Here is a 15,806-nt window from a genome sequence, read left to right as displayed (position 1 = left end):
CTTTAACTTTCGAGCGCAGCTGTCAGTGCTGCATCAAGTTATGGGTCGAAACTCTCCGCCAGATTGTCGTTACTCCTCCTTTTAAGCTCCTAAATCTCCGTTCTGTAAGGGTTTTCCTTTAATCCGCGCCTTGACGGTGTGGTGGGCGCATTCCTATAGTGTGCGCAAGTGGCGGAAAGTGGCATGAAGTGGGTTTTTTGAGCTCAAAACGATAAAAATTGGAGAAACGCAGACGTGTTTCGCGGAGCTAACGCTATCAGTCTCGACGCAAAGGGCCGTCTCGCCATGCCGAGCCGGTACCGTGACGAGCTCGATTCGCGCAGTTCCGGCCAATTGATCGTGACCATTGATGCCGTTGATCCGTGTCTGTGTGTCTATCCGCTCGACGAGTGGGAAATTATTGAAACCAAGTTGCGCGCGCTTCCCTCGCTTCGCGAAGAGAACCGTCGCCTGCAACGTTTGCTGATTGGTAATGCCGTCGACCTCGAGCTCGATGGCAGTGGTCGTTTTCTGGTTCCACCGCGTCTGCGCGAATACGCCAAGCTCGATAAGCGCGCAATGCTGGTGGGCCAACTGAACAAGTTCCAATTGTGGGACGAGGATGCATGGAACGCGGTATCTGCCGCTGACCTTGCTGCCATTCAACAACCGGGCGCGATGCCTGATGAACTGCGTGATTTGATCCTGTGACTATTGATAGCGGCTTTAACCACATCACCGTACTGCTTGACGAAGCCGTCGAGGCTCTCGCCGTACGTCCTGATGGCTGCTATCTGGACGGTACGTTCGGGCGCGGCGGACACAGCCGGCTGATCCTCAGCCAGCTCGGCACGGACGGTCGGCTCATCGGATTCGACAAAGATCCACAAGCGATTGCCACCGGGCAAACGCTAGCGGCCGAAGACGGCCGCTTTGTCGTTGTGCAGCGCAGCTTTGCCGAGCTCGGTTCGGTGGTTGCCGAGCAAGGTCTGAGCGGCAAGGTCAGCGGCATTCTGCTCGACCTCGGCGTGTCTTCGCCGCAGCTCGACGACGCTGAACGCGGCTTCAGTTTCCTCAACGATGGCCCGCTGGACATGCGCATGGATCCGTCCCGTGGCATCAGCGCTGCCGAATTCGTCAACACCGCGCCGGCTGAGGAAATCGCCCGGGTGTTCAAGGAATACGGCGAAGAACGTTTCTCCGGTCGTATGGCTCGCGCCGTCGCCGAGCGTCGCGATATCAAACCGTTCGAGCGCACCGCCGATCTGGCCGAAGTATTGAAAGTCGCCAACCCGGCATGGGAAAAGGGCAAGAACCCGGCCACCCGTGCGTTCCAGGGTTTGCGCATTCACGTCAACAACGAATTGGGCGATCTGGAAGCCGGCCTCGAAGCCGCGCTGGACGCACTGGAAATCGGCGGCCGTCTGGTGGTGATCAGCTTCCACTCGCTGGAAGACCGCATCGTCAAACTGTTCATGCGCAAGCTGGTGAAAGGCGAAGCCGACAACCTGCCGCGCAACCTGCCGGTTCGCCATGTCGCGTTCGAACCGAAAATCAAAGTCCATGGCAAAGCGCAGACGGCCTCCGACGCCGAACTCAAAGCCAACCCACGTTCCCGTAGCGCCGTCATGCGCGTCGCGGAGAAGCTGCGGTGAGCAAGCTTTTCGCCAAGCCACTGCCCGGCGGCAGCTTTCTGATGCTGCTGCTGTTTGTCGGCGTGCTCGTCTCGGCCATCGCCGTGTCGTACAGCGCGCACTGGAACCGGCAGTTGCTCAACACCCTTTATAACGAACTCAGCGTGCGCGACAAGGCGCAGGCCGAGTGGGGTCGTCTGATTCTCGAACAGAGCACCTGGACCGCGCACAGCCGTATCGAAGTGCTGGCCACCGAACAACTGAAAATGCATATCCCTGGCGCGGCTGACGTGAAGATGGTGGCGCCATGATGAAACTCGAAGGTGCACTGTTCCCATGGCGCTTCCGCCTGATGGTGGCGCTGCTCGGCATCATGGTCGCGGCGATCTGCTGGCGCATCATCGACTTGCAAGTGGTTGACCGTGACTTCCTCAAAGGTCAGGGCGACGCGCGCAGCCTGCGTCACATTCCGATTCCCGCTCACCGTGGTCTGATCACCGACCGTAACGGCGAGCCGTTGGCCGTGAGTACCCCGGTGACCACGCTGTGGGCCAACGCCAAGGAAATGCAAACGGCTAAAGAGAAGTGGCCGGCACTCGCCGCCGCGCTGGGTCAGGATCCGAAAGCCCTGACCGAACGCCTCGAAGCCCAGGCCAACAAAGAATTCATTTATCTGGTGCGCGGGCTGACCCCCGAGCAGGGCCAGGCTGTGCTCGATCTGAAAGTGCCGGGCGTTTATGGCATCGAAGAGTTCCGCCGGTTCTACCCGGCCGGTGAAGTCACTGCGCACATGGTCGGTTTTACCGACATCGATGACCACGGTCGTGAAGGTGTCGAACTGGCCTATGACGAATGGCTCGCCGGGGTGCCGGGCAAACGACAGGTCATCAAGGATCGGCGCGGTCGGCTGATCAAGGATGTCCAGGTCACCAAAAACGCCAAGGCCGGCAAGCCCTTGGCGTTGTCCATTGACCTGCGTCTGCAATATCTGGCCAACCGCGAACTGCGTAACGCGATCATCGAGAACGGCGCCAAGGCCGGCAGTCTGGTGATCATGGACGTCAAGACCGGCGAGATTCTGGCCATGGTCAACCAGCCGACCTACAACCCGAACAACCGTCGCAACCTGCAGCCGGCAATGATGCGTAACCGCGCGATGATCGACGTGTTCGAACCGGGTTCGACCATGAAAGCCATCTCGATGGCCGCTGCAATCGAAACCGGCCGCTGGAAACCGAGCGACACCGTCGAGGTGTATCCGGGCTCCCTGCAGATCGGCAAGTACACGATCAAGGACGTCTCCAAGAGCGAAGGTCCGGTGCTCGACCTGACCGGCATCCTGATCAATTCCAGTAACGTCGGCATGAGTAAGGTCGCGTTCGATATCGGCGGCGAAACGATTTTCCGCCTCGCGCAGAAAGTCGGCCTCGGCCAGGACACCGGCCTCGGCTTCCCGGGCGAACGTGTCGGCAACCTGCCGAACTACCGCGATTGGCGCAAGGCTGAAACCGCAACGCTTTCTTACGGCTACGGTATTTCCGTGACCGCGATTCAACTCGTCCACGCGTTCTCGGCGCTGGCCAACAACGGTCGTCTCGCGCCGTTGACCCTGATCAAAACCGACAAGCCGCCGCAGACCACGCAAGTGCTGCCGGAAGCCGTGGCGAAAACCTTGCAAGGCATGCTCACCCAGGTGATCGAAGCGCCGCGCGGCGTGTTCCGTGCGCAGGTGCCGGCGTATCACGTGGCGGGCAAGTCGGGTACCGCGCGTAAGACTTCGGTGGGCACCAAGGGCTACGCGGAAAACTCTTACCGCTCGCTGTTCGCCGGTTTCGGCCCGATGAGCGATCCGCGTTACGCGATTGTTGTGGTGATCGATGAGCCGTCCAAGGCCGGTTACTTCGGTGGTCTGGTTTCCGCGCCGGTGTTCAGCCGTGTGATGTCCGGCACCCTGCGCCTGATGAACGTAACGCCGGACAACCTGCCGACGACGCAACAAGCCAACGCTACCCCGGTCGTTCCGCTGAAAGCCAATGGAGGGCGCGGCTGATGTCATTAAGTCTGAACAAGATATTCCCCCACGCCGGCCACGATCTGTTGATCCGTGAATTGGCGCTGGACAGCCGCAACGTACGCGCGGGCGATCTGTTCCTCGCCGTGCCTGGCGGCAAATTCGATGGCCGTGCGCACATTGCCGATGCCCTGCAACGTGGCGCGGCAGCGGTGGCGTATGAAGTGGAAGGCGCCACCGTGCTGCCGATCACCGACGTGCCGCTGATTCCGGTCAAAGGCCTGGCGGCACAGCTGTCGGACATCGCCGGGCGTTTTTACGGCGAGCCAAGTCATCACCTGAATCTGATCGGCGTGACCGGCACCAACGGCAAGACCAGCGTGACCCAATTGGTTGCGCAGGCGCTCGATCTGCTCGGCCAGCATTGCGGCATCGTCGGTACTCTCGGTTCCGGCTTCTATGGCGCATTGGAAAGTGGTCTGCACACCACGCCGAATCCGATCGCCGTGCAAGCGACGTTGGGCGACCTGAAAAAGGCCGGGGCCAAAGCCGTAGCCATGGAAGTCTCGTCCCACGGTCTGGATCAGGGCCGCGTCACTGCCTTGGCATTCGATGTCGCGGTGATGACCAACCTGTCCCGCGATCATCTGGATTATCACGGCAGCATGGAGGCGTACGCCGAGGCCAAGGCCAAGCTGTTCGCCTGGAATGATCTGAAGTGCCGCGTGGTCAACCTCGACGACGATTTCGGCCGGCAACTGGCCGCTGAAAAACGTGAATCGCGCCTGATCACCTACAGCCTGCTCGACAGCAGTGCGTACCTGTTCTGCCGCGAAGCGCAGTTTGACGACCACGGTGTGCGCGCCACATTGGTGACGCCGCAGGGCGAGCATCATCTGCGCAGCACACTGCTCGGTCGCTTCAACCTGAGCAACGTTCTGGCGGCAGTCGGCGCGCTGCTCGGTCTGGATTACGCGCTCGACGAAATTCTCAAAGTACTGCCGAAACTCGAAGGCCCGGCCGGTCGCATGCAGCGTCTGGGTGGTGGTACGCAGCCGTTGGTGGTGGTCGATTACGCCCACACCCCGGACGCGCTGGAAAAAGTACTGACCGCGTTGCGCCCGCACGTCAAAGGTCAGCTGCTGTGCCTGTTCGGCTGCGGCGGTGATCGTGATCGTGGCAAACGTCCATTGATGGCCGAAGTGGTCGAGCGTCTGGCCGATCAAGTGCTGGTCACCGACGACAACCCGCGTACTGAAGACCCCGCAGTGATTTTCGATGACATCCGCGCCGGTTTCACGGCTGTGGATAAAGTCACCTTCGTTGCGGGCCGTGGTCAGGCGATTGCGCAACTGGTCGCTGGCGCGTCCGCCGAAGACGTGATTGTCCTGGCCGGTAAAGGTCACGAGGACTATCAGGAAATCAACGGCGTGCGTCATGCCTTCTCTGATCTGGTCGAGGCCGATCACGCCCTGACCGCTTGGGAGGTGGCCCATGCTTAAGGCCCTCAAACTCAGCGAACTGACCAACGCGCTCGACGCCCGTTTGATCGCTGGTGATGCCAGCTTCGACGGCGTCAGCATCGACAGTCGCGCGATCCAGCCAGGCCAACTGTTTATTGCGTTGACCGGGCCGCGCTTCGACGGTCATGACTATTTGAACGATGTCGCTGGCAAAGGCGCCGTTGCCGCGCTGGTCGAGCGTGAAGTCGCCGACAGCACGCTGCCGCAACTGCTGGTCAAAGACACCCGTCAGGCCCTCGGCCAATTGGGGGCCTTGAACCGTGCCGCGTTCACTCAGCCAGTCGCTGCCATCACTGGCTCCAGCGGCAAGACCACGGTCAAGGAAATGCTCGCGAGCATCCTGCGCACGCGCGGTCCGGTGCTGGCGACCCGTGGCAATCTGAACAACGACCTCGGCGCACCGCTGACCCTGCTCGAACTGGCCCCGGAACACACTTCGGCGGTGATCGAACTGGGCGCCTCGCGTCTGGGTGAAATCGCTTATACCGTCGGCCTGACCAAGCCGCACGTGGCGATTTTGAATAACGCCGGCACCGCGCACGTCGGTGAGTTTGGCGGGCCGGAAAAAATCGTCGAAGCCAAAGGCGAAATCATCGACGGCCTGGCGGCGGATGGCGTCGCCGTACTCAACCTCGATGACAAAGCCTTCGGTATCTGGAAGACCCGTGCGGGCGCTCGCAAGGTGCTGACTTTCGCCCTGAGCAACACTCAGGCGGACTTCTACGCCAGCGACCTGAGCACCGATGCTCGTGGTTGCCCGGCCTTCAATCTGCACACACCTGAAGGTGTCGAGCGCGTTCAACTGAATCTGCTCGGCACGCACAACGTCGCCAATTCCATGGCCGCCGCCGCTGCCGCTCACGCCTTGGGCGTGTCGCTGTTCGGCATCGCCACCGGGCTTGGCGCCGTGCAACCGGTCAAGGGTCGCACCGTCGCGCAACTGGCGAAAAACGGTATGCGCGTGATCGATGACACTTACAACGCAAACCCCACCTCGATGTGCGCGGCCGTTGATATACTCGCCGGCTTTTCCGGCCGCACCGTCCTGGTGCTCGGAGATATCGGCGAGTTGGGCGATTGGGCGGAGCAGGGGCACCGCGACGTGGGCGAGTACGCCCGGGGCAAGGTTTCCGCGCTTTATGCCGTTGGGCCAAACATGGTTCACGCCGTAAACGCTTTCGGTGAACAGGCGCATCACTTCGGCAGCCAAGCCGAACTGATTCAGGCCCTCGACGCCGAGCAGGACACAAACACCACCATTTTGATCAAGGGTTCGCGCAGTGCAGCGATGGAAAACATCGTTGCGGCTCTGTGCGGGTCCAGTCTGGAGAAACATTAATGCTGCTGCTGCTAGCGGAGTATCTGCAACAGTTCTACAAAGGCTTCGCGGTCTTTCAGTACCTGACCCTGCGCGGGATTCTCGGTGTGCTGACCGCGCTGGTTTTGTCGCTGTGCTATGGCCCGTGGATGATCCGCACTTTGCAGAACCGTCAGATCGGCCAGTCCGTTCGTAACGATGGCCCGCAATCGCACCTGTCCAAGTCGGGCACCCCGACCATGGGCGGCGCACTGATTCTGTCTTCGATCGGCGTCAGCACTCTGCTTTGGGCTGACCTGAGCAACCGCTACGTCTGGACTGTTCTGTTGGTGACTCTGCTGTTCGGCGCCATCGGTTGGGTTGACGATTACCGCAAAGTCATCGAGAAGAACTCGCGTGGCCTGCCGAGCCGCTGGAAGTATTTCTGGCAATCGGTGTTCGGCCTCGGCGCGGCGATCTTCCTTTATATGACGGCTTCCACGCCGGTGGAAACCACGCTGATCCTGCCGATGCTCAAGGACTACAGCATTCCGCTGGGCCTGGGCTTCATCGTGCTGACTTACTTCGTGATCGTCGGTTCGAGCAACGCGGTCAACCTGACTGATGGCCTCGACGGTCTGGCGATCATGCCGACCGTGATGGTTGGCGGCGGCCTCGGCATTTTCTGCTACCTGTCGGGTAACGTGAAATTCGCTGAGTACCTGCTGATTCCCTACGTACCGGGCGCGGGTGAGCTGATCGTGTTCTGCGGCGCGCTGATCGGTGCCGGTCTCGGTTTCCTGTGGTTCAACACCTATCCGGCGCAAGTGTTCATGGGTGACGTCGGTGCGCTGGCACTCGGTGCGGCACTGGGCACCATCGCCGTGATCGTCCGTCAGGAAATCGTCCTGTTCATCATGGGCGGCGTGTTCGTGATGGAAACCCTGTCAGTCGTCATTCAGGTTGCGTCCTTTAAGCTGACCGGTCGCCGTGTGTTCCGCATGGCACCGATACACCACCATTTTGAACTCAAGGGCTGGCCCGAGCCGCGCGTGATCGTCCGTTTCTGGATCATCACCGTGATTCTCGTGCTGATCGGCCTTGCCACCCTGAAGCTGAGGTAGAACGAGTGTCTCTGATCGCTTCTGACCACTTCCGCATCGTTGTCGGCCTCGGCAAGAGCGGCATGTCCCTGGTTCGCTTCCTGGCGAACCGGGGCACGTCGTTTGCCGTGGCCGACACGCGGGAAAATCCACCGGAACTGGCCACGCTCAAGCGTGACTATCCGCACGTGGAAGTGCGTTGTGGCGAGCTGGACGTCGAATTCCTGTGCCGTGCCGACGAGCTCTACGTGAGCCCCGGCCTGGCGCTGGCGACCCCGGCCCTGCAAGCCGCTGCGGCCCGTGGCGTGAAACTGTCCGGCGACATCGAGCTGTTCGCGCGTAACGCGCGGGCGCCGATCGTCGCCATCAGCGGTTCCAACGCGAAAAGCACCGTCACCACCCTGGTCGGCGAGATGGCGGCTGCGGCCGGCAAACGCGTCGCCGTCGGCGGCAACCTTGGCACCCCGGCGCTGGATCTGCTCAGCGACGACGTCGAGCTGTACGTGATGGAACTGTCGAGTTTCCAACTGGAAACCACCGACCAGCTCAACGCTGAAGTGGCCACCGTGCTGAACATCAGCGAAGACCACATGGATCGCTACAGCGGCCTGCCGGCGTACCACCTGGCCAAGCACCGGATTTTCCGTGGCGCGAAGCAGTTTGTGGTCAACCGTCAGGATGCGCTGACCCGTCCGTTGATGGGCGAGGGCCAGCCGTGCTGGACCTTCGGTCTGACCAAACCGGATTTCAAAGCCTTCGGTATCCGCGAAGAAGACGGCGAGAAATACCTGGCCTTCGAATTCCAGAACCTGATGCCGGTGCGTGAGCTGAAGATTCGCGGCGCACATAACCAGTCCAACGCCCTCGCGGCATTGGCGCTGGGGCATGCCGTGGGCTTGCCGTTCGACGCCATGCTCTCGGCCCTGCGCACGTTTGCCGGCCTCGAACATCGCTGCCAGTGGGTACGTGATCTCGACGGCGTGGCGTATTACAACGATTCGAAAGCCACCAACGTCGGCGCCGCTCTGGCCGCCATCGAAGGCTTGGGCGCGGACATCGACGGCAAGGTCATCCTGATCGCCGGTGGCGATGGCAAGGGCGCCGAATTCAACGATCTGCGTGATCCGGTGGCGGCCAACTGCCGCGCCGTGATCCTGATGGGCCGCGACTCCGACAAGATCGGCGCAGCCATCGGCGACGCCGTGCCGTTGATTCGCGCGACCTCGCTGATTGACGCCGTTGCGCAATGCCGCGCCGCCGCCCAGCCGGGTGATGTGGTGCTGCTGTCGCCGGCCTGCGCCAGTTTCGACATGTTCAAGAACTATGAAGACCGTGGTCACCAGTTCGTCCGCGCTGTGGAGGAACTGGCATGAGTCTGTTCAATATCATCAAGCCGTATCCGTCGCCGATCATCACCGGGCGCGGCATCGATCTCGATTTCCCTATGCTCGCCGGTTGCCTGGCGCTGCTCGGTCTCGGCCTGATCATGATTGCCTCGGCATCCACTGAGGTGGCAGCCGCGCAGTCGGGCAGTCCGCTGTATTACATGATTCGCCACCTTATTTATGTGGTGCTCGGATTGGGCGCGTGCATCGTCACCATGATGATTCCGATCGCTACCTGGCAACGCCTTGGCTGGCTGATGCTGATCGGTGCGTTCGGCTTGCTGGTGATGGTGATCATCCCGGGCATCGGTCGCGAAGTGAACGGCTCGATGCGCTGGATCGGTTTCAGCTTCTTCAACGTGCAGCCGTCCGAAATCGCCAAAGTATTCGTAGTGATCTACCTCGCCGGTTATCTGGTGCGGCGTCAGAAGGAAGTGCGCGAGAGCTGGATGGGCTTCTTCAAGCCGTTCATCGTGCTGCTGCCAATGGCAGGCCTGTTGCTGATGGAGCCGGACTTCGGTGCCACCGTCGTGATGATGGGCGCTGCGGCGGCCATGCTATTTCTTGGCGGGGTCGGGCTGTTCCGCTTCTCGCTGATGGTGGTGTTGGCGGTCGGGGCCGTGGTGCTGTTGATCCAGATGCAGCCTTATCGAATGGCGCGTCTGACCAACTTCGCTGACCCGTGGGCTGACCAGTTCGGCGCCGGCTATCAGTTGTCGCAAGCCTTGATCGCGTTTGGTCGCGGTGAATGGCTCGGCGTCGGTCTGGGCAACAGCGTGCAGAAGCAGTTCTACCTGCCGGAAGCGCACACCGACTTCGTGTTCTCGGTATTGGCCGAAGAACTCGGCGCCGTGGGTTCGCTGTGCACCGTGGCGCTGTTCGTGTTCGTGTGTATTCGCGGCATGTACATCGGCTTGTGGGCGGAGAAAGCCAAGCAGTTCTTCGCCGCGTATGTGGCTTACGGTCTGTCGTTCCTGTGGATTGGTCAGTTCCTGATCAACATCGGGGTGAACGTCGGCTTGTTGCCAACCAAAGGTCTGACCTTGCCGTTCCTCAGTTATGGCGGCAGCTCGTTGGTGATCTGCTGCGCCTGCCTTGGCTTGTTGCTGCGGATCGAGTGGGAGAGTCGAACCCACCTGGGCAGTGAAGAAATGGAATTCCATGAGAGCGACTTCGCTGAGGAGCCGAATCATGGGCGCTAACGTATTGATCATGGCCGGCGGCACCGGCGGCCACGTGTTCCCGGCGCTGGCCTGTGCCCGCGAGTTTCAGGCGCGCGGCTACACCGTGCACTGGCTCGGCACGCCACGCGGGATCGAGAACGAACTGGTGCCGGCCGCAGGGCTGGAACTGCACCGCATCAACGCCACCGGCCTGCGCGGCAAGGGCAAGCTGTCGCTGCTCAAGGCGCCGTTCATGCTGCTGAAATCGGTGTGGCAGGCGCGGGCAATCATCCGTCGCTTGAAACCGGTGTGTGTGGTCGGCTTCGGTGGTTATGTGACTGGTCCCGGTGGCCTTGCCGCGAAACTGGCTGGCGTGCCGGTGATCGTTCACGAGCAGAACGCCGTGGCCGGCACCGCCAATCGGTTGCTGGTGCCGTTCGCCGCCCGAGTGTGTGAAGCGTTCCCCGACACCTTTACTCTGTCGGACACCCGCCGTACCACCGGAAACCCGGTGCGCAGCGAGCTGTTCCTCGACACATCGCGACCAGCCCTGGCCGGTCGCAAAGCGCGTTTGCTGATCCTCGGCGGAAGCCTTGGCGCAGAACCGTTGAACAAGTTGCTGCCTGAAGCCCTGGCCCAAGTCGCTACCGATTTGCGCCCGGAAGTGTTCCATCAGGCCGGCAAAAACCACGATGAAGTGACTGCAGAGCGCTACCGCGCCGCCGGCGTCGATGCGCAGGTGCAGCCGTTCATCAAAGACATGGCCCAGGCCTATGGCTGGGCTGACCTGGTGGTGTGCCGCGCAGGCGCGTTGACCATCAGTGAGCTGGCTGCCGCCGGTCTGCCCTCGATGCTGGTGCCTTTGCCCCACGCGATCGACGATCACCAGACCCGCAACGCCGATTATTTGGCCCGTGAAGGCGCTGCCTTCCTGATGCCGCAAAGAACGACTGGTGCCGCGGACCTTGCCGCGCGCCTGACAGAGGTCTTGATGCAACCGCAACGACTCGAAGATATGGCCCAAGCGGCCCGCCGTCTGGCGAAACCCGATGCCACCCGTAGCGTGGTCGATACCTGTCTGGAGGTGGCCCATGGTTGAGAATCAGAAAGCCATGCCGCAACCGGAAATGCGCCGCATCCGTCGCATCCACTTCGTCGGCATCGGCGGCGTGGGCATGTGCGGCATTGCCGAAGTGTTGTTGAACCTGGGTTATGAAGTCTCCGGTTCCGACCTGAAAGCTTCGCCGGTCACCGAGCGTCTGGAATCGTTCGGTGCACAGATCTATATCGGCCACCGTGCCGAGAACGCCGCGACTGCCGATGTGCTGGTGGTGTCGAGCGCTGTGAACACCTCCAACCCGGAAGTCGCGACTGCCCTTGAACGTCGTATTCCAGTGGTGCCGCGTGCCGAGATGCTCGCTGAACTGATGCGTTATCGCCACGGCATCGCCGTCGCCGGCACGCACGGCAAAACCACCACCACCAGCCTGATCGCTTCGGTGTTCGCGGCGGGTGGTCTGGACCCGACCTTCGTGATTGGTGGTCGTCTGAATGCCGCGGGCACCAATGCCCAGCTCGGCACCAGTCGTTACCTGATCGCCGAAGCCGATGAAAGCGATGCGAGCTTCCTGCACCTGCAACCGCTGGTGGCCGTGGTCACCAACATCGACGCCGACCACATGGCGACCTACGACGGTGACTTCAACAAACTGAAGAAAACCTTCGTCGAGTTCCTGCACAACCTGCCGTTCTACGGTTTGGCGGTGATGTGCCTGGACGACCCGGTGGTGCGCGAAATTCTGCCGCTGGTGAAACGTCCGACCGTGACCTACGGCTTCAGCGAAGACGCTGACATCCGTGCGATCAATGTTCGTCAGCAAGGCATGCAGACCTTCTTCACCGTGCTGCGCCCTGACCGCGAGCCGCTGGATGTTTCCGTGAACATGCCGGGCAACCACAACGTACTCAACTCGCTGGCGACCATCTGCATCGCCACCGACGAAGGCGTCAGCGATGAAGCCATCGTCCAGGGCCTGTCGGGTTTCCAGGGCGTCGGTCGACGCTTTCAGGTCTACGGCGAACTGCCGGTGGACGGCGGCAACGTGATGCTGGTCGATGACTACGGTCACCACCCGACTGAAGTCGCGGCTGTGATCAAAGCCGTACGCGGTGGCTGGCCGGAGCGCCGTCTGGTGATGGTGTATCAGCCGCACCGTTACAGCCGCACCCGCGATCTGTACGACGATTTCGTCAATGTGCTGGCCGACGCCAACGTGTTGCTGTTGATGGAAGTCTATCCGGCCGGCGAAGAGCCGATTCCGGGCGCCGACAGCCGCAAGCTGTGCAACAGCATCCGCCAGCGCGGTCAGCTCGACCCGATCTACATCGAGCGTGGCGTCGATCTGGCGCCGTTGGTCAAGCCGCTGCTGCGTGCCGGCGACATCCTGTTGTGTCAGGGCGCTGGTGATATCGGCGGTCTCGCGCCGAAGCTGTTGAAAAGTGAATTGTTCGCTGGCGCCGTGGCGGCGCCGGTCGAGGGGAAGTTGAAATGACTGCTGCCTACGCCAAGCTGTTTTCCACGATCGCGCCGAAAGACTTCGGCCGCGTCGCCGTGCTCTTCGGCGGCCTGAGTGCCGAGCGTGAGGTTTCGCTGAAATCCGGTAACGCCGTGCTCGAGGCGCTGCAAAGCGCTGGCGTGGACGCGTTCGGCATCGACGTTGGCGAGGACATTCTGCAACGTCTGCTCAGCGAAAAGATCGACCGCGCGTTCATCATTCTCCACGGTCGTGGCGGTGAAGACGGCTCCATGCAGGGCCTGCTCGAAGTGGCGGGCATTCCGTACACCGGCAGTGGCATTCTGGCTTCGGCCCTGGCGATGGACAAACTGCGCACCAAGCAGGTCTGGCACAGCCTCGGGATTCCGACGCCGCGTCACGCCGTGCTGTGCAGCGAAGCCGATTGTATTTCGGCGGCGACGGAACTGGGCTTCCCTTTGATCGTCAAACCGGCGCATGAAGGTTCAAGTATCGGGATGGCCAAAGTGAGTTCTGCGTCCGAGTTGATCGACGCATGGAAAGCGGCCAGTACCTACGATTCGCAAGTCTTGGTTGAGCAATGGATTCAAGGTCCGGAGTTCACCATCGCCACCCTGCGTGACCAGGTGTTGCCTCCTATCGCCCTGGGTACACCGCACACGTTCTACGACTACGACGCCAAGTACATCGCCAACGATACCCAGTACCGCATTCCGTGCGGGCTGGATGCCGCCAAGGAACAGCAACTCATGGATCTCACGGCCAAGGCCTGTGAGGCGCTGGGTATTGCCGGTTGGGGCAGGGCGGACGTGATGCAGGACGCTGACGGGCAGTTCTGGTTTCTGGAAGTGAATACCGCTCCGGGCATGACCGATCACAGTCTGGTGCCGATGGCCGCGCGTGCGGCCGGTCTGGATTTCCAGCAACTGGTTCTGGCCATTCTGGCCGCCAGTGTTGAAGACGCTCGAGGTTAAGACGATGCAAGGCGCTCAGCTCCGACATCAGCCTCCCGCACCCGGCCGCAAGCCGGTGCCGCGGGGTGCCAGCCGCATGGTGGCGAAAGAGCCGATGTCCGCGCGCCTGCCGAAAGCCAATTTTGGTTTTCTGAAAAGTCTGTTCTGGCCGGTGCTGCTGGTCGCGCTGGGCTTTGGTACTTACGAAGGTGCAACGCGTCTGCTGCCGTACGCCGACCGGCCGATCACCAAGATCGCCGTGCAGGGCGACCTGAGCTACATCAGCCAGCAAGCGGTGCAACAGCGGATCGCCCCGTTTGTGGCGTCGAGCTTCTTCACCATCGACCTGGCCGGCATGCGCACCGAGCTTGAACAAATGCCGTGGATTGCCCATGCCGAAGTACGTCGGGTATGGCCGGACCAAGTGGTGATCCGCCTCGAAGAACAACTGCCGGTGGCGCGTTGGGGCGACGAGTCGTTACTGAACAACCAGGGCCAGGCATTTACGCCCAAGGAACTGGCGAACTACGAACACCTGCCACAGCTGTTCGGCCCACAGCGGGCCCAGCAACAAGTGATGCAGCAGTATCAGGTGCTGAGCCAGATGCTGCGGCCGTTGGGCTTCTCGATCGCACGCCTGGAACTGCGTGAACGCGGAAGCTGGTTCCTGACCACCGGTGCCGGCAGTTCTGGCCCCGGCATCGAGTTGCTGCTGGGACGCGGCAACCTGGTGGAAAAGATGCGCCGTTTTATCGCCATCTATGACAAGACGCTTAAAGACCAGATTACGAACATTGCGCGCATCGATCTGCGCTACGCCAACGGCCTCGCTGTTGGCTGGCGGGAACCTGTAGCGCCGACGACAGCCCAACCCGCTGTCGCAAAGAATTAAGAAGAGGCAGGACCCATGGCAAACGTGCAAAGCGGCAAAATGATCGTCGGTCTCGATATCGGCACCTCCAAGGTGGTGGCGCTGGTCGGCGAGGTTTCCGACGACGGCTCGCTGGAAATCGTCGGGATCGGTACCCATCCGTCCCGTGGCCTGAAGAAGGGCGTGGTGGTCAACATCGAGTCCACCGTGCAATCGATCCAGCGCGCGATCGAAGAAGCCCAACTGATGGCGGGCTGCCGCATTCACTCGGCGTTCGTCGGCGTGGCGGGCAATCACATCCGCAGCCTGAACTCCCACGGCATCGTCGCGATCCGTGATCGTGAAGTCAGCTCGGCCGACCTTGAGCGCGTGCTCGATGCCGCCCAGGCCGTGGCGATCCCGGCTGACCAGCGCGTGCTGCACACCCTGCCGCAGGATTACGTGATCGATAACCAGGAAGGCGTGCGCGAGCCTCTGGGCATGTCCGGCGTGCGTCTGGAAGCCAAGGTTCACGTGGTCACCTGCGCCGTCAACGCCGCACAGAACATTGAAAAATGCGTGCGTCGCTGCGGTCTGGAAATCGACGACATCATTCTCGAACAACTGGCCTCGGCCTACTCGGTACTGACCGACGACGAGAAAGAACTCGGCGTGTGCCTGGTCGACATCGGCGGCGGTACTACCGACATCGCGATCTTCACTGAAGGCGCGATCCGTCACACCGCAGTGATCCCGATTGCCGGTGATCAGGTGACTAACGACATCGCCATGGCGTTGCGCACCCCGACCCAGTACGCCGAAGAAATCAAAATCCGCTACGCCTGCGCCCTGGCCAAGCTGGCCGGTGCCGGTGAAACCATCAAGGTGCCAAGCGTCGGCGACCGTCCACCGCGCGAACTGTCGCGTCAGGCCCTGGCCGAAGTGGTCGAGCCGCGTTACGACGAACTGTTCACCCTGATCCAGGCCGAGCTGCGTCGCAGCGGCTACGAAGACCTGATCCCGGCCGGCATCGTCCTCACCGGCGGTACGTCGAAGATGGAAGGCGCCACTGAACTGGCCGAAGAAATCTTCCACATGCCGGTCCGCCTCGGCGTGCCGCATGGCGTGAAAGGTCTGGATGACGTGGTGCGCAACCCGATTTATTCCACTGGCGTTGGCTTGTTGATGTACGGCCTGCAAAAGCAGTCCGACGGGGTTTCGTTCTCCGGCATCGGCAGCCGCGACAGCTACAGCAACGAAGAGCCACAGGCGCCGTTGCTGGACCGATTGAAGAAGTGGGTTCAAGGCAACTTCTAAAGCTTTACCGCAACACCGCAACAAAAAAGCAGTAGGCGAAAAAACTAGAGAATGTAA

At 61.4% G+C, this 15,806-nt stretch carries 14 protein-coding genes; all 14 read left to right on the top strand.

Annotated features, from left to right (window positions below):
- Positions 1-234: 234 nt before the first annotated feature.
- Genes mraZ through ftsA form a run of 14 tightly spaced genes read left to right on the top strand, consistent with a single transcriptional unit; the run spans position 235 to position 15,749 of the window.
- Complete coding sequence (gene mraZ / locus QOM10_RS24185) at positions 235-690, top strand: division/cell wall cluster transcriptional repressor MraZ (protein ID WP_007917012.1); 456 nt, start codon at positions 235-237, stop codon at positions 688-690.
- Positions 687-1,634 (top strand): 16S rRNA (cytosine(1402)-N(4))-methyltransferase RsmH, encoded by a 948-nt coding sequence (rsmH, locus tag QOM10_RS24180; protein WP_008082779.1) that lies wholly within the window; start codon positions 687-689, stop codon positions 1,632-1,634. The genes mraZ and rsmH overlap by 4 nt, the downstream gene beginning before the upstream one ends.
- A complete protein-coding gene (gene ftsL, locus QOM10_RS24175) occupies positions 1,631-1,924 on the top strand; it encodes a cell division protein FtsL (protein ID WP_095123194.1) in 294 nt (97 codons plus the stop codon). The genes rsmH and ftsL overlap by 4 nt, the downstream gene beginning before the upstream one ends.
- Complete coding sequence (locus tag QOM10_RS24170; protein ID WP_174245137.1) at positions 1,924-3,663, top strand: peptidoglycan D,D-transpeptidase FtsI family protein; 1,740 nt, start codon at positions 1,924-1,926, stop codon at positions 3,661-3,663. The genes ftsL and QOM10_RS24170 overlap by 1 nt, the downstream gene beginning before the upstream one ends.
- Positions 3,663-5,126 (top strand): UDP-N-acetylmuramoyl-L-alanyl-D-glutamate--2,6-diaminopimelate ligase, encoded by a 1,464-nt coding sequence (locus tag QOM10_RS24165; protein WP_127929712.1) that lies wholly within the window; start codon positions 3,663-3,665, stop codon positions 5,124-5,126. Before QOM10_RS24170 ends, QOM10_RS24165 begins: the two co-directional genes overlap by 1 nt.
- On the top strand, positions 5,119-6,486 hold the full coding sequence (locus QOM10_RS24160; protein ID WP_316917077.1) for a UDP-N-acetylmuramoyl-tripeptide--D-alanyl-D-alanine ligase: 1,368 nt from the start codon (positions 5,119-5,121) through the stop codon (positions 6,484-6,486). Before QOM10_RS24165 ends, QOM10_RS24160 begins: the two co-directional genes overlap by 8 nt.
- Positions 6,486-7,568 (top strand): phospho-N-acetylmuramoyl-pentapeptide-transferase, encoded by a 1,083-nt coding sequence (mraY, locus tag QOM10_RS24155; protein ID WP_007917000.1) that lies wholly within the window; start codon positions 6,486-6,488, stop codon positions 7,566-7,568. Before QOM10_RS24160 ends, mraY begins: the two co-directional genes overlap by 1 nt.
- A gap of 5 nt (positions 7,569-7,573) precedes the next feature.
- Entirely contained in the window at positions 7,574-8,920 is a 1,347-nt protein-coding gene (gene murD, locus QOM10_RS24150) for a UDP-N-acetylmuramoyl-L-alanine--D-glutamate ligase (protein WP_316917076.1), read from the top strand.
- Positions 8,917-10,134, top strand: a complete 1,218-nt coding sequence (gene ftsW / locus QOM10_RS24145) for a putative lipid II flippase FtsW (protein WP_016987575.1) — start codon at positions 8,917-8,919, stop codon at positions 10,132-10,134. The genes murD and ftsW overlap by 4 nt, the downstream gene beginning before the upstream one ends.
- Positions 10,124-11,194: an undecaprenyldiphospho-muramoylpentapeptide beta-N-acetylglucosaminyltransferase gene (murG, locus tag QOM10_RS24140; protein ID WP_150750476.1), complete on the top strand. Its 1,071-nt coding sequence runs from the start codon at positions 10,124-10,126 to the stop codon at positions 11,192-11,194. Before ftsW ends, murG begins: the two co-directional genes overlap by 11 nt.
- Positions 11,187-12,647, top strand: a complete 1,461-nt coding sequence (gene murC, locus QOM10_RS24135; protein WP_150750475.1) for a UDP-N-acetylmuramate--L-alanine ligase — start codon at positions 11,187-11,189, stop codon at positions 12,645-12,647. The genes murG and murC overlap by 8 nt, the downstream gene beginning before the upstream one ends.
- Positions 12,644-13,603, top strand: a complete 960-nt coding sequence (locus tag QOM10_RS24130; RefSeq protein ID WP_127929707.1) for a D-alanine--D-alanine ligase — start codon at positions 12,644-12,646, stop codon at positions 13,601-13,603. The genes murC and QOM10_RS24130 overlap by 4 nt, the downstream gene beginning before the upstream one ends.
- 4 nt (positions 13,604-13,607) lie before the next feature.
- Complete coding sequence (locus tag QOM10_RS24125) at positions 13,608-14,474, top strand: cell division protein FtsQ/DivIB (RefSeq protein ID WP_127929706.1); 867 nt, start codon at positions 13,608-13,610, stop codon at positions 14,472-14,474.
- Between the two features lie 15 nt (positions 14,475-14,489).
- Complete coding sequence (gene ftsA, locus QOM10_RS24120) at positions 14,490-15,749, top strand: cell division protein FtsA (RefSeq protein WP_007916987.1); 1,260 nt, start codon at positions 14,490-14,492, stop codon at positions 15,747-15,749.
- The last annotated feature ends 57 nt before the right edge of the window (positions 15,750-15,806 follow it).

The organism is Pseudomonas sp. P108 (assembly GCF_032613195.1).
Classification (GTDB): Bacteria; Pseudomonadota; Gammaproteobacteria; order Pseudomonadales; family Pseudomonadaceae; genus Aquipseudomonas.
This window is presented reverse-complemented; position numbering and strand designations above follow the sequence as displayed.

Coding starts and splice junctions, on each gene's coding strand:
- mraY (WP_007917000.1), top strand. CDS start 6,486: ATGCTGCTGCTGCTAGCGGAGTATCTGCAACAGTTCTACAAAGGCTTC.
- ftsA (WP_007916987.1), top strand. CDS start 14,490: ATGGCAAACGTGCAAAGCGGCAAAATGATCGTCGGTCTCGATATCGGC.
- QOM10_RS24125 (WP_127929706.1), top strand. CDS start 13,608: ATGCAAGGCGCTCAGCTCCGACATCAGCCTCCCGCACCCGGCCGCAAG.
- murC (WP_150750475.1), top strand. CDS start 11,187: ATGGTTGAGAATCAGAAAGCCATGCCGCAACCGGAAATGCGCCGCATC.
- murG (WP_150750476.1), top strand. CDS start 10,124: ATGGGCGCTAACGTATTGATCATGGCCGGCGGCACCGGCGGCCACGTG.
- QOM10_RS24130 (WP_127929707.1), top strand. CDS start 12,644: ATGACTGCTGCCTACGCCAAGCTGTTTTCCACGATCGCGCCGAAAGAC.
- QOM10_RS24165 (WP_127929712.1), top strand. CDS start 3,663: ATGTCATTAAGTCTGAACAAGATATTCCCCCACGCCGGCCACGATCTG.
- ftsW (WP_016987575.1), top strand. CDS start 8,917: ATGAGTCTGTTCAATATCATCAAGCCGTATCCGTCGCCGATCATCACC.
- QOM10_RS24160 (WP_316917077.1), top strand. CDS start 5,119: ATGCTTAAGGCCCTCAAACTCAGCGAACTGACCAACGCGCTCGACGCC.
- QOM10_RS24170 (WP_174245137.1), top strand. CDS start 1,924: ATGAAACTCGAAGGTGCACTGTTCCCATGGCGCTTCCGCCTGATGGTG.